Source organism: Candidatus Delongbacteria bacterium (assembly GCA_041675285.1).
Classification (GTDB): Bacteria; CAIWAD01; CAIWAD01; order CAIWAD01; family CAIWAD01; genus CAIWAD01.
In genome coordinates this window covers 182,816-202,742 of the sequence record JBAYTZ010000006.1, presented here as the reverse complement: position 1 = coordinate 202,742, position 19,927 = coordinate 182,816, and the positions used below count along the sequence as shown (strand labels likewise).

The 19,927-nt window shown below is 68.1% G+C and carries 23 protein-coding genes; all 23 read left to right on the top strand.

The features are described from left to right. The 23 genes from WC326_08150 to WC326_08040 all read left to right on the top strand — a co-directional run bounded on the left by WC326_08150 (nt 1) and on the right by WC326_08040 (nt 19,919). Entirely contained in the window at nt 1-450 is a 450-nt protein-coding gene (locus tag WC326_08150; GenBank protein ID MFA7331028.1) for a hypothetical protein, read from the top strand. Beyond that, complete coding sequence (locus WC326_08145) at nt 447-821, top strand: hypothetical protein (GenBank protein ID MFA7331027.1); 375 nt, start codon at nt 447-449, stop codon at nt 819-821. Before WC326_08150 ends, WC326_08145 begins: the two co-directional genes overlap by 4 nt. Further along, nucleotides 821-1,315, top strand: coding sequence for an HK97 gp10 family phage protein (locus tag WC326_08140; protein MFA7331026.1), 495 nt, complete (start codon nt 821-823; stop codon nt 1,313-1,315). The genes WC326_08145 and WC326_08140 overlap by 1 nt, the downstream gene beginning before the upstream one ends. Next, the gene (locus WC326_08135; GenBank protein MFA7331025.1) at nt 1,312-1,863 is read left to right on the top strand and encodes a hypothetical protein; all 552 of its coding nucleotides are present in this window, start codon (nt 1,312-1,314) and stop codon (nt 1,861-1,863) included. The genes WC326_08140 and WC326_08135 overlap by 4 nt, the downstream gene beginning before the upstream one ends. A 10-nt stretch (nt 1,864-1,873) precedes the next feature. Beyond that, nucleotides 1,874-2,110, top strand: a complete 237-nt coding sequence (locus WC326_08130; protein ID MFA7331024.1) for a hypothetical protein — start codon at nt 1,874-1,876, stop codon at nt 2,108-2,110. A 9-nt stretch (nt 2,111-2,119) separates the two neighbouring features. Continuing rightward, nucleotides 2,120-3,514: a DUF2586 family protein gene (locus tag WC326_08125; protein MFA7331023.1), complete on the top strand. Its 1,395-nt coding sequence runs from the start codon at nt 2,120-2,122 to the stop codon at nt 3,512-3,514. Between the two features lie 30 nt (nt 3,515-3,544). Continuing rightward, nucleotides 3,545-4,009 (top strand): hypothetical protein, encoded by a 465-nt coding sequence (locus WC326_08120; protein MFA7331022.1) that lies wholly within the window; start codon nt 3,545-3,547, stop codon nt 4,007-4,009. A 97-nt stretch (nt 4,010-4,106) separates the two neighbouring features. Further along, a complete protein-coding gene (locus WC326_08115) occupies nt 4,107-4,445 on the top strand; it encodes a hypothetical protein (GenBank protein ID MFA7331021.1) in 339 nt (112 codons plus the stop codon). Nucleotides 4,446-4,495: 50 nt separating this feature from the next. Next, complete coding sequence (locus WC326_08110; protein MFA7331020.1) at nt 4,496-4,648, top strand: hypothetical protein; 153 nt, start codon at nt 4,496-4,498, stop codon at nt 4,646-4,648. 12 nt (nt 4,649-4,660) lie between these two features. Beyond that, nucleotides 4,661-7,231 (top strand): phage tail tape measure protein, encoded by a 2,571-nt coding sequence (locus tag WC326_08105; protein ID MFA7331019.1) that lies wholly within the window; start codon nt 4,661-4,663, stop codon nt 7,229-7,231. A 157-nt stretch (nt 7,232-7,388) separates the two neighbouring features. Then, entirely contained in the window at nt 7,389-7,943 is a 555-nt protein-coding gene (locus WC326_08100; GenBank protein ID MFA7331018.1) for a hypothetical protein, read from the top strand. After that, nucleotides 7,943-8,704, top strand: coding sequence for a hypothetical protein (locus tag WC326_08095; GenBank protein ID MFA7331017.1), 762 nt, complete (start codon nt 7,943-7,945; stop codon nt 8,702-8,704). Before WC326_08100 ends, WC326_08095 begins: the two co-directional genes overlap by 1 nt. Next, the gene (locus WC326_08090) at nt 8,698-9,264 is read left to right on the top strand and encodes a phage baseplate assembly protein V (GenBank protein MFA7331016.1); all 567 of its coding nucleotides are present in this window, start codon (nt 8,698-8,700) and stop codon (nt 9,262-9,264) included. Before WC326_08095 ends, WC326_08090 begins: the two co-directional genes overlap by 7 nt. Nucleotides 9,265-9,272: 8 nt before the next feature. Beyond that, entirely contained in the window at nt 9,273-9,521 is a 249-nt protein-coding gene (locus WC326_08085; GenBank protein MFA7331015.1) for a hypothetical protein, read from the top strand. Continuing rightward, the gene (locus WC326_08080; protein ID MFA7331014.1) at nt 9,518-9,946 is read left to right on the top strand and encodes a GPW/gp25 family protein; all 429 of its coding nucleotides are present in this window, start codon (nt 9,518-9,520) and stop codon (nt 9,944-9,946) included. The genes WC326_08085 and WC326_08080 overlap by 4 nt, the downstream gene beginning before the upstream one ends. Then, nucleotides 9,943-11,133, top strand: a complete 1,191-nt coding sequence (locus WC326_08075) for a baseplate J/gp47 family protein (protein ID MFA7331013.1) — start codon at nt 9,943-9,945, stop codon at nt 11,131-11,133. Before WC326_08080 ends, WC326_08075 begins: the two co-directional genes overlap by 4 nt. Next, complete coding sequence (locus tag WC326_08070) at nt 11,133-11,813, top strand: hypothetical protein (protein MFA7331012.1); 681 nt, start codon at nt 11,133-11,135, stop codon at nt 11,811-11,813. Before WC326_08075 ends, WC326_08070 begins: the two co-directional genes overlap by 1 nt. A gap of 2 nt (nt 11,814-11,815) precedes the next feature. Then, nucleotides 11,816-13,948, top strand: a complete 2,133-nt coding sequence (locus tag WC326_08065; GenBank protein ID MFA7331011.1) for a hypothetical protein — start codon at nt 11,816-11,818, stop codon at nt 13,946-13,948. Further along, nucleotides 13,948-15,078, top strand: coding sequence for a fibronectin type III domain-containing protein (locus WC326_08060; GenBank protein MFA7331010.1), 1,131 nt, complete (start codon nt 13,948-13,950; stop codon nt 15,076-15,078). The genes WC326_08065 and WC326_08060 overlap by 1 nt, the downstream gene beginning before the upstream one ends. Nucleotides 15,079-15,156: 78 nt before the next feature. Beyond that, entirely contained in the window at nt 15,157-15,531 is a 375-nt protein-coding gene (locus WC326_08055) for a hypothetical protein (protein MFA7331009.1), read from the top strand. A 10-nt stretch (nt 15,532-15,541) separates the two neighbouring features. Beyond that, complete coding sequence (locus tag WC326_08050; GenBank protein MFA7331008.1) at nt 15,542-17,326, top strand: hypothetical protein; 1,785 nt, start codon at nt 15,542-15,544, stop codon at nt 17,324-17,326. Beyond that, nucleotides 17,323-18,072 carry a hypothetical protein gene (locus WC326_08045; protein MFA7331007.1) on the top strand — a complete coding sequence of 250 codons (750 nt, stop codon included), beginning with the start codon at nt 17,323-17,325 and terminating at the stop codon, nt 18,070-18,072. Before WC326_08050 ends, WC326_08045 begins: the two co-directional genes overlap by 4 nt. Then, nucleotides 18,009-19,919: a hypothetical protein gene (locus tag WC326_08040; protein ID MFA7331006.1), complete on the top strand. Its 1,911-nt coding sequence runs from the start codon at nt 18,009-18,011 to the stop codon at nt 19,917-19,919. Before WC326_08045 ends, WC326_08040 begins: the two co-directional genes overlap by 64 nt. Nucleotides 19,920-19,927 lie beyond the last annotated feature (8 nt).

Sequence of the window (19,927 nt, the reverse complement as noted above, 5' to 3'; positions counted from 1 at the left end):
ATGGCCACGACGATCACGGACCTGATCCAACACCTGCGGGGCGAGCTGGTCGCGGCGGATGAAACCGACCTGACGACCGACCAGCTGCGCGGCGCGCTTAAGCGGGGCCTGGCGGCCATGAACCGCGATTTCGAGCGCGCCTACGCCCTGCAGGTGGATCAGGAAACCATCCTGCCGGAGCTGTCCGGGGCCGACGAGGAGCTCCTCCTCCTGGCCGCCCTGCCCACCTGCTGTCGGATGGAGATCGCCAAGGCCACGCGGCGTCCGAGCTTCAAGGCCGGCGCCATCGAGATCGACAACACGCGCGCCGCGGGGGCGTGGCGCGATCTCCTGTCTCACGCACATGGCGAGTACCTGCGGCTGGTGGAGCTGGGCGTGGCCCAGGGCCTGCAGTCGCTGAAGCCCCTGCTCTTTGAACGCGGATCGGTGATCGCCGAGGAGAGCGTGTGAGCTACTTGACGGCATCCGAGGCCACCCTGGCCCTAAAGGATATGGCTCTCATGCTCGCCTCGACGGGAGATGTGATCCAGCTCCGGACGCGCCAGGCCCCCCAGGCCACGGGCTTCGCGGGGGACCCGGGCGAGAGCTTCGGGTCTCCCGTGGCCGTCCCGGCGGTCTTGTCAGCCAAGGCGCCGGAGGATCTGCTGCAAGTGGGCCACGAGGTGCTGGTCATCGTGGCGGCCGGGACGGTGGTGGTCGAGGGCGACGAGTTCACCCACGGCGCCGGCCGCTACCGGGTGGTGGACGTGGTGGAGCGGAACCTCTTCGGCACGGTGACGCACCTGGAGCTCTCCGCCAAGAAGCTGCACGGGAGCGCCTGATGCTCGACGGCGTCACCATGCTGCTGGACAAGAAGGCCCTGGAGAAGACCCAGAAGCTCCTGAAGGCCTTTCCCCAGGTGCTGGTCAAGAGCCTGTCCCTGGCCATCATGCAAATCGCCCTGGTCGTGCAGGCCCAGGCCAAGCAGAGCCTGACGGACGAGGGATCCATAGACCTGGGCGCCCTACGCGCATCGCTCCACATCGTCGTGGTGGGCCCGCTCACCGTCCTGGTGGGAACGCCCAGCGAGTACGCGGCCCCCGTGGAGTACGGCACGGTTGGGCACTGGGTGAAGGTGGACAACATCCCGGGCCTGCGCGAGTGGCTGGTGCGCCACAACATCCAGGACGGGGAGGAGCGGACCTACTTCTACGTGCATCCCAAGCCCCGGCCCTTCATGACGCCGGCCTGGATGATGGGCGTGGTGATGACGCCGAAGACGGTGGAAGCAGCGGTGGAACTGGCCTTCCAGCTGGTGGAGAAGCAGTTCACATGATCGTCCAGCGCGCCTTCGCGGCCCATGTGGCCAGTCTGGTGTCCGGCCTCTTTGTCTTCAAGGATGAGCTGGCCTGGGCGCAAGCCGGGGAGCCATGGCCCTTCCTGCTCGTGACCCGGGTGTCCCTGACGCCTGGATCGAAGGGCACGGGCACCTACGACAACCGCACGCTGGACGCCACGACGAGCGAGTACACCTACGAGAAGTTCCACGTAGAGCGCCAGGTCCTGCGCCTGACGATTCGAAGCGCGGCCGTGGGCGTGAAGAGTGGCGCGACCCTGGTGGATGAAGTGGCCCGGGGCATCCGCACGCTGCTGCGCGGGCACGCCCAGGGACAGCCCCTGGATCTGGTGGACGAGGAGTTGGGGACGAACGTGCACCTGGAGCGCCTGCGGCTGATCACCCAGAGTGACCAGAGCCCGATGCTGAGCCGGGTGCCGTTCGAAGCCCAGGTGACCCTGGACGTGGAGCTTTCCGCTGTCTGGCCCGTGGTGACGGCGGTGGCAAAGCCCTTCCTGGACGTGAATCTGACCGTGGACCTGACGTAAGGGAGACCTCATGATGAAGACCACCACCCAGCCCGAACAGCCGGGCAAGCCCGTCGAGACCGCGGCCCCCGCGGCCACGCCCAACGTGCTGCAGCGGGCGGAGACGGTGCTGAAGAAGCTGAAGCTGGCGCCGCCGGTGGCGGCCGGTGTCCTGGCTGCGCATGGGCTGACCCGGACGGCCCTGGTGGATCCGGAAGTGTTGCAGGCCCAGGTGACCGCGTGGCTCGCGGCCCCGGCGAAGAGGTAGGAGGGCATCGTGACCCGGATCATCAAGGACGTCTACACCGAGTACTTCTCGGGGCTGGCCGGCATGAGCCAGCTGCCGACGGCCATCGAGTGCGTGGCCGGCGCGGCGGGCGGGGGCGAGAAGCTGACCCGCTACATCATCAGCGACAAGCGCAGCGCGCTGGACCTGCTGAAGAGCGGGCCCCTGCTGCAGGCCATCCTGGAGCGCCTGGACGCGGGCTCCACGATCATCTACGCCCTGCGCCTGGCGGGCAGCGCCCTGGCCACGGCGACCATGGCCATCCCGGGCGCGACGGGCACGGCCTTCACGCTCAACGGCTACTACCCGGGCGCCTGGTGGAACGATGTCGAGATCGGCGTGACGGCGGACGGCGCCGACCGCACGGTGGAGATCCTCGATCCCGCCACGGACACGGTCTACTCCTTCACGGGCACGACCAACGCGGCCCTGGTGGCGGCCATCAACGCCGGTCAGTCCGTCGTGAAGGCCGTCATTGGCGCCGGCGGCCTGGCGGCGGCCAAGGCCACGGCCAACCTGGCCGGCGGCGACGACGGCCTGACCCTGGCCAACGGCGACTACACGGACGGCATCACGGCCAGCGAGGACTTCACGGACGTCAACTGGGTCCACTTCGTGGGTGCGGACACGCTGACCCTCTGGGCGGCCATCCTGACCAGCTGCAACACTATGGTGACGTCGAACCTGGGCGAGCGCTTCGCCTTCCTGGACGTGCCGCGCATGGTGGTGGCGAACCCGCTGGCGCCCACGGCCGCCGAGGTCTCCACCTATTTGGGCACGATCCAGACCCTCATCGCCAGCGTGGCGGACCAGAACGCGGTGATTGCCGTGGGCGAAGCCCAGTACACGGACATGGCCGGCACCGTCTACTGGAACCGCATCACGTCGACTGTCGCCGGCCGCTACGCGGCGCTGAAGGTCCAGGAGAGCCTCTTGGCCAAGTCGGCGCCCAACGTCTCCGCGCTCTGCCCCGAGTGGAACGTGGGCCAGCAGACCGTCCTGGTGACGGAGAACCTGATCCACATGCGCAATGAGCCCGGGCTGGGGCTGATCTTCGGCTGCAGCAACACGCGCTGCCCGACGGGCAGTGCCTACAACCGCGTCGAGAAGGTGCGGGCGGCGTACGCCTTCGGCAAGGCGATCCGGTTGGCGGCCCTGCCGCACCTGGGCAAGCCCAACGACGCCGAGGGCGAAGGCCTGAAGCTGATGGAAGCGGACCTGCGCCAGGTGGCCAACCTGATGATGCAGAAGGGCGAGATCGATGACTACGACCTGCAGCTGATCTCCACGGCCGAGATGCGCAACCTGGGCGAGGCGCAGGTCGTGGCCAGCGTCAACAGCATGAAGGCCTTCGAGATCATCCTGGAGAAGGTGTACCTGAGCTGACCCAGTCAGCCAAACTGAAGGAGAACTGCCATGCCGCCCACTCCGGGACTCGCGGACGGCGTCGCCGGGAACAGCGTCAAGCTGCTCATCAACGGCGTGCCCGTGCTCGGCCTGATCAATTTCAACTGGAAGCTGGCCCGGGACAAGAAGCCGGTCTTCGGCGCGGGGTTCAAGGACGCCCACGGGGTGGTCCGCTCGAACCACAAGACCTACGAGATCGACTTCGAGATCACCGAGCTCCTCGTGCCCATGACGGCGCTCCGGGCCGCCATGGCCGCCGGCAGCTTGCTCGCGGGCGAGCTCTACTTGGATCCCACCGACTTCCGCAACGGCACCATCGTGCTCTTCTACCCGGGTCTGGACGCGGCCATGTCCAAGACCTTCACGGGCGTCGAGATCACGGCCTGCGACGGCGGGATCTCGGACTCCGAGGACGCCGAGGCCATCAGCATCAAGTGCTCGGGCTTCGCCACGGGCATGCTGCCCTACGTCTGATCGAGCATCGTCCGGGGAGACGGGACGCGGACAAGCCAGGCCAGGCCCCGCGTCCTTCTCCCCGGTTCTCTCTCTACACCCCAACCCCGGAGGAATCATGCATCCGCAGACCATCACGCCGGAGATGATCGAGACGCTCCGCACCGCCTACCCCAACCAGAGCCTGTTCCAGCTGGAGACGCCCGAGGGCGACGTCTTCATCGTGCGCGGCTCCAGCTGGGACGAGTTCAGCCGCCTGGGCAAGGCCGCCAAGGGCAACGAGCAGCGCCTGGCCCTGGACATCGTCCGGACCTTCGTCGTGCACCCGGCCCTGGACGCCAAGGACCTGGAGTACAACACGTCCAAGACCTGGGAGCCCGGGCGCATCGCGGCCCTGTCCGAGAAGATCCAGGAGGTCCTGGGCTACTCGAAGGAGATCACGGTAAAAAAGCTCTAAGGGCGGCGCGCGCGGACCTGGAGGGCGCCTGGTATCTCCAGGCCCGCGCGGTGATCGCCCACCGATTCCCGGCCTACACGTTTGAGATCCTCGACCAGCTGCCTTTTGACCGGGTGTTCGAGCTCTGCGTGGCGGCCGAGTGGCTGGGCGAGCAGGAGTCCAAGGCCAGCAAGGCGCCCCGTAGCGCACGCCGGAAACGATAGGAGACGCGATCGATGTCGATGACCGGCTTCACCAGCGCGATCACCATCAGCGTCTTCGGCACGTCGAACCTGTCGGCCTTTAGCGCGGCCTCTAAGCGCCTGGACAAATTCGCCGGATCCTTCGAACAGACGGCCGAGCGCGTGAAGAAGGCGGGTCTGAAGACGGCCCTGGTGGGCCTGGGGATTGCAGCCAGCCTGGCCATGCCCATCCTGCAGGTGGGCAAGTTCCAGACGGAAGTGGCGCGCGTGGGCGGCATCGCCGAGGCTACGGCGGCCCAGGTTGTGCAGATCGGCGATGCGGCCAAGTACCTGGGCGCGCGCAGTTTGTTCACGGCCCAGCAAGTGGCCGAAGGCCAGGCCGAGCTGGCCTCCATGGGTCTCACCGCCACGCAGGTGTCGACCAAGACGGGCATCATGGCCGACACCATCGCGTTTGCCACGGGCCAGCAGGTGGCCATGGCCGATGCCGGCGCGCTCCTCGTTGGCACGCTGAACGCCTACCAGAAGCCGCTGTCCGAGGCGACGAACTTAAGCGACATGTTCACGGCGGCCATGAATAAGACCAACCTGAAGTTCGCCGACATGCAGGAGTCCATGGTCAACACGGCCTCCACGTCGGCCACCTTCGGGCAGTCGACGGAGACCAACCTGGCCCTCCTGGGCGTTCTGGCCAACCGAAACGAGGTAGGCGCCCGGGCCGGCACGCGCCTGGCCATGACGATGACCAAGCTCTACACCCAATCGGGCAAGCTGAAGAAGGGCCTGGGCGTGGAGGCCTACGACCAGGCCACAGGCAAGACCCGGGACTTCATCGAAGTCTTCAGCGAGATGAAGGCCAAGCTGGGCGGCCTGTCCGACGAGAAGAAGAATCTGCTCCTGACGGACATTTTCGGCGCCGAGGGCATCAAGGTCTTCAACCTGCTGCTCACCAGCTCGCGCGAAGAGCTGATGGGCCTGCGCACGTCCATCAGCCAGTCGTCGGGGGCGGCCCAGGAGTTCCAGCAGCGCATCCTGGACACGCCCATGGGTCACTGGAAGCTCATGAAGAGCGCCGTGGACGGCGTGTCCATGTCGATTGGCGGCAGCCTCATGCCGCTGGTGATCCCGCTGTTGGATGCCGTGAAGGGCGTGGCGGAGGCCATCCTGGGCTGGATGGAGGCCCACCCGGCGCTGACTAAGGTGGCCGTGGGATTCCTGGGCGTCCTGTCCGTGGGCCTCATCCTGGGCGGCATGCTGCTCTTCGTGGGAGGCGGCATGCTGCACCTGGCCGGCATGGCCATGCGCCTGCCGGCCAAGCTGGGCCAGGTCGCGCTGTCCATGGGGGTCACGAACTCGGCGGCCATCCCCCTGACCGCCAGCCTCAAGGCTCTGGCTCTGGGCGCGCTGAAGGTTGTGGCGCCCTTCGCCCTGGTGGGCCTGGCCATCTGGGGGCTCACCAAAGCTTGGGACACCAACTTCCTGGGTTTCCGTGACACGGTGGAAGAGGTCTGGTTTGCCATCAAGCCGGTGGCCCTCGCGATCTGGGGCGGGATGAAGGCCTTGGGCCAGGGCATCGCCACGGTCTTCGACGCCACCCTGGGCGCCTTCTGGCGCTTCCTGACCGGCTGGTACAAGGGCGCCATGAGCGGGATCTCGCCCATCCTCTTCTTTGCCGGCATGGTGGCCTGGGGCCTGGGGTTCCTGGTTGGCACCATCCTGCGCGCCTGGAACTGGATCCAGGACAACCCCATCGTCAGTGGACTCCTCTTCGTCTCCCTGGCCGCCTTTGCTTGGCCGTTAATCCTGAGCGCCGCCAAGGCCGTGTGGATGTTTGCCACCCAGACGGTGCTGGCCGGCGGGCGGGCTGCCGGCGGGTTCCTGGTGGCCCGTGTGGCGGCCCTGCGCGCAGCGGCGGCCACGCTGTGGGCCGGTCGCAGCTCGCTCCTCCTGCGGACCCAGATCGTGGCCGTGGCGGCCGCGACGAAGGCCTGGTCCGTCATCCAGTGGGCGTTCAACGCGGCCCTGTCCGCCAATCCCATCGGCATTGTGATTGGCATGGTTGCCATCCTGGCCGCTGGGTTCGTCTTCCTCTACACGAAGGTCGAGCCGGTGCGGACCTTCCTGGACGGGCTCTGGGACGGTTTCATGTCTGGGCTGAACTGGGTGTTGGGGAAGATCAACGGCTTCATCAAGACGGTGAACATGATCCCGGGCGTGGAGATCCCGCTCATCCCTACGCTGGACACAGGAAAGGCGACGGCGATCCCGCGCGCGGGAGCGGCCACGGGCGGGGCCGGTCTGGCGCAGGCCATGACCAGCGCGCCCAAGGGCGGCCGGCTCGCTGCGGCGCTTCAGGAGGGCGTGGCCGCCGCCCGCCCGGTGGACGTGCGCCCTGCCCGGGCCACGAGCGGCGCCCAGCCGGCCCGGGCCATTTCTCGCAACCAGCAGTCCACGACCATTGATCGGCGCATCCATGTGGCCAAGATCGAGGTCCAGGCGACCCAGGGCACGCCGGCCAAGAGCATCGTGGATCAGGTTCAAACTGGGCTGAGTCAGTACGCAGGGCAGGAAGAAGGCATCGACGGGGTGACGTATGCCTACTGAGCCCATGGGACCGCCGGCCCCGGCAGCACAGGCCGGGCCGCCCACCCAAGAGCAGGCGTTGGTTGAGCAGGCCCAGGCCGCCGGCTCGGTCACACGCAACCTAACCGAGATACACTTCAGTTTGGGCGGCATGGTCTTCCCTGTGCCCCCTCGGGCCATGCAGGTCAAACAGACCATCAAGATCGATGAAGTGAAGATCCCCAAGAAGAGCGGGACCCTTCGGCAGCCCACGGGCTACGAGTCGGCCGAGATCACGGTGGATCTGGAGCTGGTGCCGGAGGAGAGCCTGGACGGCACACTGATCACCTCACCCCTGGAGCGCTTGCGCCCTCTGCAGAAGCTCTTCCGCGACGGCCGGGCCAGCCTGCCCAAGCCCGTGGAGATCATCTCGCCCCTGACGGACCTGTTTGGCATCCGTCAAGTGCTGATCCAGGAGCTGACGGCGGACGAGGACGGGGAGTCAGACTGGATCCCCGTGCGGTTGGTACTGGTCGAGTACGAGTCCATCAAAACCCAGCTGGAGCATCAGGCCGCGGCCGCCGGGGCCGCGGACGACGCGGCCGCCGAGGGGGCGGAGGCCATCGAGGGGGACGAGAACCTGGACCGCAACCTGGGCTACGTGCGCGACCAGTTCAACGATGGCATGTCCGAAGGCAGTGGCGAGGCCCCAGCAGACGACCAGGACGACCCGGGCTACGAGGACGCCTACTGATGGGCGCCTGGACCCATCCCGTCTACGAGGTGGAGGTCGCCGGCCAGCGTCTGGACCCGGCCGTGGTCTCGTTCTGGGTGCAGGCGCAAGGCAGCGCGGCGGACAGTGGGCGCTTGGTGCTCGCTGACCCGGAGGAGACGCTGGCGCCGACCCTGGCCCGCGGGCAGAAAGCGGTGATCCGCTGGGGCTACCAGGACGACCCGGCCCTCACGACGATCTTCGAAGGCCTTGTGCGCGCCGTCCAGCCCGACGGCCTGCAGGTGGCTCTCGAGCTCATCGACTACCAGGCCGTCCTGCAGGCGCCCAGCCGGCGCATCACGCGCACGTGGGAACACGTGGCGCCCGCCGAGCTGGCCCAAGACCTCATTGCCGGCACGGGCCTGTCCCTGCAGGCGACGGTCCCGGGCACCCAGATCGGCCGCTTCCCCGTCCACCACCTGACGCCCAAGGAGGCCCTGCAGCAGCTCACGACCTGGCTCTCGCGCGAGACGGGCACCGAGCACCGCTTCCACGTGCGCGCCGGCCAGCTGGTGCTGGGCCCGCCGGACCCCGGCCAGGCGCCGGCCCTTAATCTCGAGACGGGCGTCACGTTGATCGATCGCCGGCCGGGCAAGTTGGGCATGACGCTGGTGGAGACGCTGGTGGCGCCCATCCAGCACGGCCAGGTGATGACCGTGGACGGCGTGCGCTTCTTCGTGGAGGAGGTGGTCTACCGCTGGCACGCCGGCGGCCGCACGCTCCTGCAGGTGGTGCCATGCTGAGCGAGATGAAGAAGCTGGTGGAGCAGGGCCGGCCGGACCTGTCTTCCTACATGCGCCTGCCCGTGCGCGGGAAGGTCACGGCCGTGGACGCGGGCGCTTACACGGTCAGCGTCCAGCCAGACGACGTGAAGCTGTCCCTTCTGCCCCGCTGTGAAATCCTGGCCGTCTGGTCCACCGCGTCCGCGCGCCTCGTCATCCTGCCCACGGTAGGCGACGCTGCCATGGTGGCCTTTGAGGGCGGGGATCCGAACCGGCCCTTCGTGGTCGGCTTCCTGACCAGCGCTGGTCCGGCGGACAAGGAGCTCGTGCTGGAGCAGGGCAAGTCGCGCGTGGTGATCCACGCGGATGGCCTGATCGAGATCGAGTCGGACGTGAAGGTCCACGTGAAGGCCCCGGTCGTCCACCTGGGCACGAGCGCGGCCGAGCAGGTCATTCTGGGCAACACGTTTCAGGCCCTGTTCAACGCACACCAGCACATCGGCAACAAAGGTCGTCCCACCTCGACGCCCATCGCGCCTTTGTCGGGCGTGGAGCTTTCAAACACCTCTCGGACGGAGTAGTCTAGGACATGGCACTGAACGCGCAGACCCTGGCCAGTTTGATCCAGTCCAAGACGGAGCAGCATCTGTCCGGGCTGAACCCTGCGCTGCCCGGCAACGCCGGCGCCATTGATGCGGCCCAGGCCCTGGCGCTGGCTGAGGCCATCATCGAGCACTTCCAGTCCGCGGCCCAGGTGCTGCCGGGCATCCCGGTGTCCACGACGGGCAGCCAAAGCGCGCAATCGGGCCAGACGACCGCGCCGGGGGTGATCCAGTGACCCAGTTCCAAGCCTTTGACCTCGCCTTCGACACCGACGGCGACCTGGTGGTGGCGCCGAACGGCGACGTGGCGGCCGCCCGGGACGGCGACGTGCTGGCGCGGGACATCCTCGACCGCCTGGCCTGCCTGCCGGGCGAGCTGCCGGCCCACCCAACCTGGGGCTGCCGGATCAAGAGCCTCCTGGGCGCGCCGGATTCCCCGCGCTCGCGCATGCTGGCCCAGCGCTACCTGCGCGAGGCCTTGGAAGACGAGCCGCGAGTGGAGGATGCCTCGATCAGCATCCAGCCGCTGGCCGCGGCGCCGGAGGAGAAGGTCTACCGGATCCGCTTTGCCGAGGTCGGCAATGACCGCCTGCAGGAGTGGGTCTGGGGCTTTGGGCTGGCGGGGAGCTTCACGGTCAGCCAGGGGGAGATCCAGGCATGAAGACCTTCGATGAGATCCTGGCCGACCTGCTGCAGGCGGTGGTGGCCAAGACGCCCTTCACGAATCTCAACGTGGGCGCCGGCCTGCGCGGTATCCTGGAAGCGGTCGCCTCCGGCATCGCCGGCCTCTACCAGCTCATCCGGACTGTCTCCGGCGCGCTCTTTGTGCAGACGGCCACGGGCACGTGGCTGGATCTGAAGGTCCGCGAGGTGGGCATTCGGCGCCTCTCTGCCAAGAAGGCCCGCGTGCGCCTGACCTTCGGCCGCAGCACGCCGGCCATCCAGGACACGCTCATCCCGGCCGGCACCTTTGTGCGTAGCCGCAAGGACGCCAGCGGGCGCAGCCAGCGCTTCCTGACCGACGTGGACGCCACCCTGGCGACCGGCCAGACGAGCGTGGTGGTGACGGCCACGGCCGAGGAGGCGGGCGCCATCGGCAACGTGGGCCCGGGCACCATCACGCTCATCGTGACGACGGTCTCGGGCATTGAGACCGTCATCAACCAGGACGTGGGCGCGCTCTCCTACCTAGTGGAGGAAGGCGCGGACGCGGAGTCCGACCGGGCCCTGCGCGAGCGCGCCATCCTCAAGTGGGACACCCTGGGCGTGGGCGGCACGCGGGGCGCCTACCAGGCCTGGGCTCTGTCCGTGACCGGCGTGAAAGCTGCCATGGTCCTGGACGACGCGCCCTACGGCCCGGGCACGGTAGGCGTGGTCGTGCTGGGCACGGACGGCGCACCGACGCCCGAGCTCCTGGAGGCGGTGAAGGACTACATCCGCCCGCGGCAGCCGCTGACCGCCCAGCTCGTGGTCTCCAGCGCGGAGATCACCGAGGTCGCCCTCTCCCTGACCGTCTGGCGCTTCGCCACAGCCGACCAGGCCACGGTGGACGCGGCGGTGCGCCTGGCCCTGCAGGGTTATTCGGACGCCCTGCAGCTGGGCGAGGGGCTGATCCGTGCGCGCCTGGTGGCGGCCGTCATGGCCGTGGACGGCGTCTACAACGTGACGGTGGATGTGCCCACGGCAGACGTGCCGGCGACGCCGGCCGAGTACCTGGACGTGGACGCCGCGGCGGCCACGCTCGTGCACCTCGTGAAGGGCCGCACCTATCAGGACCGCGCCGCGGACGTGGTGGGCGAGGGCCTGCCTGGAATCGACCCCATCGATAAGACCGAGTGGAGCTTCTGATGGAGAGCCGCCTGGGACCTTGGCTCCTGAGCATGCTGCCCAGCGTGCGCCGGAAGAAGGATGGCAGCATCCTCTCCGGCCTGCTGGACGCCTGGGGCCTGTCCCTGGACGCGGCCAAGGACTCCATCTATCGTCTGCGCCGGCGCGGCTTCCTGTGGACCCTGGGGGATGGGACGGATCCCTACTACGCAGACCCGGAGCGCACGGGGGATCTGGAACGCCACGCCTTGGACCGCGGGACGCGCCGGCTGGTGGGGGAAACGAACGCCCAGCTGGAGGCGCGCCTGGCCATCATGCCGGCCGCGCGCCAGTATGCCGGCAGCGCCATGGGCATGCGCTACCTGGTGGAGGACGTGCTGGGCCACACCCTGTCCGCCCTGACCGCCTACGCGGATGACCCGCAGAGTTGGGTGTGGCTCGTGTCGGAGGAGATGGCCCGGCACGCCGAGGCAGACCGCTCGCACCTCCTCAGCGCGGCGGACCAGGCGGACCCCGACCTGGATGACCTGCGCCAGACGCGGATCTTCAGCCAGGCCGACCTGGACACGCGCTTCACCTTCTGGCTCACCATCGAGCACGCGGCGCCGCTGGACGCCGAGGAGAAGGGGCGCATCACTGAGCTCATCATGGCCGAGAAGCCCGCCCACACGGCGGCCGTTGTGCATTTCGTGGAGGCCTGAACGTGAACCGCTACCTGCCCTTCTCCGGCGACAAGCCGACGCTCGAGGACCTGGAGTTCATCATCGATGTCCCGCTGCAGGCGATCCTGGAGCGCACGAGCGAGCTGTTCACCGATGGCGTCGTGACGGGTTTCGGGCTTTCCAAGGTGGGGCTGAACCTGCTGGTGGCCCCGGGCGTGGCCTACCGGGGCGGCGAGCGGATTGCCAGCACGGAGACCACGACGGTCAGCTACCCGGTGGCCGATTCGTGGGTCTTCGCGCGCTACACGCTGACTGAAGTCATGCCCAAGACGCACTACGTCACGGGCGTTACGCACAACACGCGCCGGATCCATGGCGGCGGCCTGCGGCTCTCCACCAGTTCGGCCACGCCACTGGACGATGAGGTGCTGCTGGGCCGGGCGCTGGCCGACGGGACCCTGGAGGACCTGCGAACCTTCGCCCAGGTGGTCAGTGACCCGCGCATGCACGCGCCCAACACGGACACGCACACCACGGCCGCAGACTTCCTGGTCGGCTACGAGAGCGAGGCCAGCCCGGGCAGCCAGGTGCTCACCATCGCCAACGCCTTGAGCAAGCATCCGGAGCTGCAGCTGCTGTTCCGCCATGCCATCGTCAACCTGCAGGACGGGCACGGGGACCAGATGCTGGAACTGCGAAAGATCCCGTCCACGCCCAACACGCCCACGATCCTGGCGGAGAACGCCACGCTCAAGATCCATGGCTTGCCGCCGGAGCGGGACGCCGAGCTGCGCGCCGCCCTGGACGCCCACGAGGCCGCGGCCGTCAGCGTGAATGCCCTGACCACGCACCTGACTGAGGTCGAGGGCTACCGCAGCTTGGTCAACGCCAAGCGCCTCCTGGGCTACACGCTGGACCAGGTGCGCGGCACGGCCAACGTGGGCGTGGCCCCGGACTTGGACGTCTTCCAGGCCAAGCAGGCGGCCATCGTGTCGGGGGCGGCCGGCGTTTCGCGCGAGCCGGGCTCCCTGGCCCTTCTCTCCGGCTTCACGCACGTGGTGGGCTCGGGGACCGGCCTGAGCGCCGGGCTGGTGGGCAAGACCCTGCTCTTCCAGGCGGACGGACTCCTGAAGGAGTACACGGTGGCCAGCGTCAACACGGGCGCCCAGACGCTGGAGCTGACCGTGGTGGCCGGCGAAACCGTGGACGCCGCCTGGTTCTACCTGGCGGACGCCGAGAGTCTGGGCTACGGGGCGGCCGTCACCACCACGGCCGAGATGCTGACGGCCATCGACGGCCACAAGGCGGACCAAACGGCCGCCCGGGCCGAGCTCGTTGCCGTGAAGGCCACGGCGGGCGACACGGTCCTCAAGGCCTTCACGACCCAGGACGCCGCGGCCGACGAGAGCTACAGCCTGCAGCTCACGTGGGACCGGCCGGCGCTGGTGGATCTGGAGGAGATCACGAGCTACCGCGTGCGCGTCTACGAGCTCAAGCACAACCGAACCAAGCTCCCGACGGCCATCACCAAGGGCACGCTGGACAGCACCTACGCTGATCTGATCCACAAGGTGGTGGAGATCGGATCCGCGCGGCGCCAGAAGAAAGAGGTCCTGCAGGCCAGCGACCTGACCACCACGGGCTCCACGGTCAGCCTCGTGAAGGTCGCGGGGCCGTCCGTCTTCCAGCCGGGCATGCGCGTGGTGGTGGGCACGGACTCCGGCGTCGTGAAGGGCTACGACCCGGCGTCCCGGACTGTTGAGCTGCTGGCGCCCCTGCCGGCGGCGCCGGCCTCGGGCGTGACCGTGACGAGCTTCCAGCTGGCCTGGGACGACGAAGTCTTCTGTGAGCGCGCCGAATTCCCCATCCGCGGCGCCCAGCACCTGGTGATCTACGTCCAGGCCATCACCGAGCACGACGTGGGCGGCGCCTGGTCCACGGGCCTGGTCGTCCTCACGGACGCGCTGGAGGATGCCGACGGCGTCACGCTGGCCGAGCGGATCCGCCGACTGCGCAACCTGGAGCAGGGGCGCTTCGGCGTGGAGCGCGACCGCCTGGTGGCGGAGGTCCAGGAGCAACTGGTGGCCGTCCAGCAGGCCCTGGCCTCCATGCCCACCCAGGACCAGATGGACGCCGTGGTGGACACGCTGGAAACCATCCAGGCGAGCCTGTAGTGGCGACACTCGTGCAGGCCGGGCTGCCGCCGGGGGCGGCCGTCCTGGTGCAGGACAACCTGCGCCAGCGGGCCGGGGGCGGCGCGCAGCGCCCCTTCGTGTCCCGCGCGGCCTCTGTGCCGGCTTCGGGCGTCCTAGTTGTGACGGACCTGCCGGACTCCAACTACAGCCTGTTTTTCACGCGCCCGGCCCTGCTGGGGCATTCCATCCCATCCATCGACGTGGGTGACCGGGCGGCGTACATCGCCGCGGGCCGCCGGCGCGTGCCGCCGCCCGTGGTGCTGGTCTCGGCGGGCGTGTACGGGCACTTGGTGTTCTTGGCTTGGCGTATCCGCGCCGGCGGCTGGAACGCTGCCCGCTATCTGGTGGAGGGGTCGACCAACGGGGGCTCCAGTTGGTTCGCCGTGGCGGATGTGGCCAACCCTGAGGCCCGGGACTTGACCCTGGACACCCTGACGAACAGCACCACGTACCTGCTGCGCGTGAAGGCCCTCAATGCCGACGGCCGCTGCATGGGGCCCTCCAACAGCCGGTCGGTGACCGTGGGCAAGGACCCAGCCATCCCGGCCACCCTGGACGCCATGGCGGACGGCACGACCTACGGTCGCGTGCGGAAGGCCGCGCTGGACGCCGCGGGGCTGATTGACCTGGCCGCTGCGGGCATCGTGAATCGAGGGGCCCTGGCCCTCCTGAACACGGTGAAGTCCTCGGACATCGCCAAGGACGCGGTGACATCGACGGCCATCCTGGACGGCGCCGTCGTCCAGGCGAAGATTGCCGCCCTGGCCGTGGGAACGTCGCAGCTGGCCAACACGTGCGTCACGGCGACCAAGATCGGCGCCAGCGCCGTCGGATCGGGTCAGCTGGCCAGCACGGCGGCCAGCCTGACCAAGGTTTCGGGCGGCATCCTGACGGGGTCCGGGTCCACGGCCACGCTGCCCAGCGGCAAGATCCTCGATGCCACCGCGGGCACGGCCAAGCTGAAGACCTTCACGGCCATGCCGACGGTGGGCGAAGTGGCCGACGGGGAGTGGTTTGCCGTGTCCGCCGGGGCCTCGAAGGGCATCTACGTGCGCTCTGGCACGGTGGCGTTCAACGGCGCCGGCATCGAGAGCAGCTTTAGTTCCTAAACCTGGAGGGCGCCGCACATGACGGTGGACTGGTTGGCCACATGGGGAGGCTGGCTGTTCGCGGGCGGGACGTTTCTGATGACCGTCCTCTTGGCCTACATCATCAAGCCCATCGGGGAACGTGGCCTGCGCAACGAGAGCCAGATCATGGCCCTGAAGGAGGACCATGTCAACCGGCTGGCCGAGCTCAGGCGCGAGCAGGAGGGGCGCATGGAAGTGCTGCGCGACGACCAGCAACAGCGCCTGGACGACCTGCGCATGAAGCAGGTGCAGACCGAGACGACGCTGCGCATTTACGTCGAGACCCAAACCAAGATCCAGCAGAGCCTGGGACGCATCGACGGCAACCTGTCCCAGGTCATCGGTGGGCAAAGCGCCCAGGCTGCTTCCCTGGCTCGACTGGAGAGTGAGGTGGGGGAGATCCGGCGCATCCACATGAAGACCAATCCCTAGGAGCGAGACAATGGCCATCATCACCATTGGAACGGGCGGGGACTTCCCCACCCTGACGGACGCCTGGAGTGCCGGCGCCAACAACCTGACCGATGACACCCTGCTTCTCCTGGAAGACATCGTGGATCCGGCCACGGCCGTCATGAACAACTACAGCTGGACGCGCCTCACCATCGACTTGGGCGGGCACACCCTGAGCTTCCCCAGCCTGCCGGCCAACGTCTACATCTTCAAGTTCAACACCGAGGCCACGTGGACGGTCAAGAACGGCCGCATCGTGTCCTCGGGCGCGGGCTTCACGGCCCCCGGAGCCTTTGCCCTGGTGCTGGAGAACCTCACCATCCGGCTCACGACGGCCACGGGCGGACTATGGGCCGTCATCCTCTCCCACAACGGGGCGTCCCTGACGGCAACGAACTGCCACTTCGAGTACGCGTCCGAGGCGATCGTGGGGATCAACCACGGGCTGATCAGCCGCTCCACGGGAACCGCGGCCGTCAGCCTGACTCGCTGTCGGCTGGCCACCTGTTACAACGGCCTCTACGGGGATGGCCTGGCCGACAACGTGCAGGTCCTCGACACGAGCTTCATCAACTGCGCGGGGAATGGAATCCAGCTGAAGGGCGGGGGCGAGCCGACCATCCAGGGCGGGGTCATCCGCTGCCGCAAGGGCTTCGCGGGCCAGCCCGACTCCAGCCGCATCGGCATCAGCTTCTCCACTCCGTTCGGCGTGTCCGCGGACGCCCTGATCGAGGGAGTGGGGTTTGCCACCAACGGCGGCTCCCAGATCTACTTCGGGCGCTCGGGCGACTTCGACCAGGGCACGGGCGGGACCATCCGGGGCTGTTCGTTCGGTTCGGACGAATGCACCTACGGCGTGGTGATCCAGGCCAATGGCGTGGTCGTGGAGGACAACGTCTGGCACGGGTCCTTGAGCCTGATCCACCACGCGCTGATGCTGGGAAACGACAGCGGCACGGACTTGGGCGAGGCCAACCGGGCCCGCGGCATCGTCGTGCGCCGGAACCTCTTCCGCAACGACGACCTGCCGGAGGTGGACGGGACCTACAACCACCACGACATCGTCGTGAAGGCCGACGCGGCCCTGATCCACGACAATACCTTCCAGTGGGCCAAGGCCCTGGATTTCGTCACGATCCCCAACTTCACCTTCGTCTACGTGAAGGGCGGCGCCGATTGCGCCGTCTACAACAACGACTTCCACTCCACATGGAATGGCCTGCGCCTCTTCCGCCTGGGGGCCACGAACGGCGTCAACACGACCAACCTGACCATCGCCAACAACAAGGCGACGGGCACCTACGAGCTGCACTTCTTCCTGAACGACGCCAACCAGGCGACAGGCCTGGCCGTCCACCAGAACCTGGTCGGGCTGAGCGCCTACGAGTACGGCGTCGGGAACTTCGACATCACCCAGGCGGCCTGGTTCGCGGGCAATTTCACCGACCCGAACGGCTGGCAGATGAGCTGGGGCGGCGATCCGTCCCTGGCCGGCATCGCGCTCAGCACCCAGGGCCTGGCGCCCGTGGGCCGGCACGACACGGCCCTGCCGGATCCGGTGATCGGCTCGGCCACCGCCGGCTGGGAGACGCCTGCCGCGGCCCTGGCCAACCTGACGGCCCTGAGCAGGACGGGCGTGACGCTGGTGATGGCGCGGCAGACGGCGGCGGACGAAGCCGCCCTGGACGATTGGATGCTGGCGGCCATTGCCGCTGGCCAGACCTGGGCCGCGGGCGCGGGCGCCATCCTGCAGATCGACGTGGTGGCGGCGTGACCTCGCCCCGCATCTGGGCCCTGGTGCTGGGTGTCGGCAGCCTGCTGGCCTGGCAGGAGTGGCGCGTGCGCCAGGCGGAGGCCACCGCCGGCGCTGCCCGGCGCGCAGCGGCCCAGGGGCAGCCCGTGGTCCAGGTGGACGACTCCACGACGGTCACGCGCGGCCTGGAGGGCGTGGCCCTGCCGCGCGAGGCCAGCATCCAGCGGCTGACGCGCGAGCTGCACGCGGCCACGCGCGCCCAGGTGGACCTGGCCCTGCGGCTGGACCTGGCCGGCCAAGACCTGGCGGCCGCCCGCTTGCAGCTGGATCAGGTGAAGCGCGCGCCGGCGGACTCGGGGCTGACGCGCTACGAGGTGCCCTTCGTGCTAGACCAGGGAGACAGCCTGGACGGTCTGCACGTGGCCGGCACCGTGGGCCTGGACCAGCCGGGCCCGGACTGGTTGCCCAGCCTAGCTATCCGGCTGGACGCGCTGCAGGCCCGGACGCACGTGGCCATCGACCTGGTGGAGGGCGAGGACGGATGGCGGGCCATCACCCGGACGGGCAGCCCGGCGCTGTCCGCCGGCGTGACCCTGACCGTCCAGCCGCGCCAGCCCACCTGGCGCGATCGCTTCCACCCGCTGGCCGGCCTGGGCGTGCGGGATGGCCACCCGGAGGTGCTCGCGGGCGTGCGGCTGGACCCGTGGGGCGCGGCTGTGTCCGCCGGCGCAGGGGCCGTGGGTGTTTTCGTGTTCAAGGCATTCTAAGGGGGGGCATCATGGACATCACGTTTGGAACCGGCAGCGGCCGAACCTTTGCGCAGGCAGTGGCCCTGGTCACCCAAGCGAACACGCGGCTGGTCCAGGTGGGGCCCTCAACGGACACGTTGGCAGCTTCTGCGCTGGTGAGCGCGAAGCCGGGTCTGTTCATCCAGGGGAACGGGGATCCCGTTGTCCTGCTCAATGCCAGTGCCGGCGTCACGCTCTACATCGTGGCGTGCGGTCAGGGCAATCGCATTGAAAACCTGAACCTGTTCGGTGCAATGCGCGTGAGCCAATCCTCCGTGCTGGTTCGTGGCTGCACGTTCACGCGGATCACGGGGGTGACGGAGCCGTCCGCCGGCTATCTGATCGTCCACACGGGCGCGGACACGAACGGCGAGTTCGTCGTGGAGTACCACGACACCCACATCATCGGGTCCGGCATCTACCTGAACCAGGCTGGCGTCCGTGTGGCCACGTTGCTCCGTTTCGCCAATGTCGAGGTGAAGGAAGGCAAGGTCTCCTTCAACCATGTGGATCGCCTGGACGTGGCCGGTTTGAAGATTTCCGACTGGAGCACGGTGGCGTCAACGGCCCTGTTTGGAAATCCCCGCGCCTGGATGATTCGAGACCTGGAGATTACCCATTCCGCCATCCCGGTCGGGGTGACGACCTACGGGCTTCGGCTGGAAGGCGCCACAACTCACGTGGCGGATCATGTGGCGGGGCCGGTCCTGGAGCGCATGGTCGTTCGGGACATCCAGGGCGGCATGCTCACGATTGCGGTTCAGATTCAGGCTGTCTGGGATAGTGGGCTGATCAAGGATTGCGAGATCCGGACGGGGTCGATCAAGTTCCGGGCGGTGTCGACAACGGAAAATGCGGCCAGCGGCTGGGAAGTTGTCGGAAACCGGATCCTCCACAACCCGGCGGCCAAGGAGCTTCACGGACTCCATGTTGCCCTTCGCCAAAGCCGGATCCACCACAACGAGATCCGGACCATGGGTCCGCACCTGCTCTTCGTGGGGGACGACAACTACACCACCTACTACCCGGCGGACGAAGAGTTCTTCGGGTTCGCCAATGAGTTCGACCACAACGTGTTGGAGAGCTATCGCAACACCAACACGGTGGCGGATCGCGAGGCATACGCCTTCCCTGACAAGGGGCGCGCGACCCACTTCCATGACAACCTGGTCATCCAGCACGGATCGGAGACCAGCGCCAGCCGCTGCTACAGCGCCACGGGCAAGAACGCCCTGGTCCACAACAACACGTTCATCAGTGAGCGGCCGACCTACGGCAGTCCGGGCCTGCATGCCTGGATCAACGACCTGGCCTGGGCCGGCGTGCAGGCCGCTGGGAACCGGTACTACAACAACTGCTTTCTGGGCATGGTCGACCACTTCGCCACCAGCTCGTCCGGGAATGGCACCGGCTGGAGCGAGGACCATAACCACATCGAGGTCGAGAACATCCTGGTGTCCTTCGACCAGGACAATCGGCTGGCCCTGCATGCCACTTCCTTTGGAATTGCCGCTGCCGCGGCCGAGCCCTGGCGCCTGGATTGGGGCGGGGATCCCGCGGGCACGGGCGTCACGCCGATCAGCGGATATGCCAACATCGGCCCGTTTGACCCCGAGCTCGCGGGAGCCTGCTGCGGCAGCGCGTGCCGGATTCTGACTCCGACCGCGCTCCTGGCGGCCGTGGACGCCGGCAAGTTGCCTGAGGGCGGGACGGCGGCCATCAACATCTCCAGCGAGGACGACCGGGCCCTGTTCGACACGTGGAACCTGGACGCCATTGAGACGCCAGCCAACCTGACCAAAGTCAACCTCATCGCCATCAGCTAGAAGGAGAG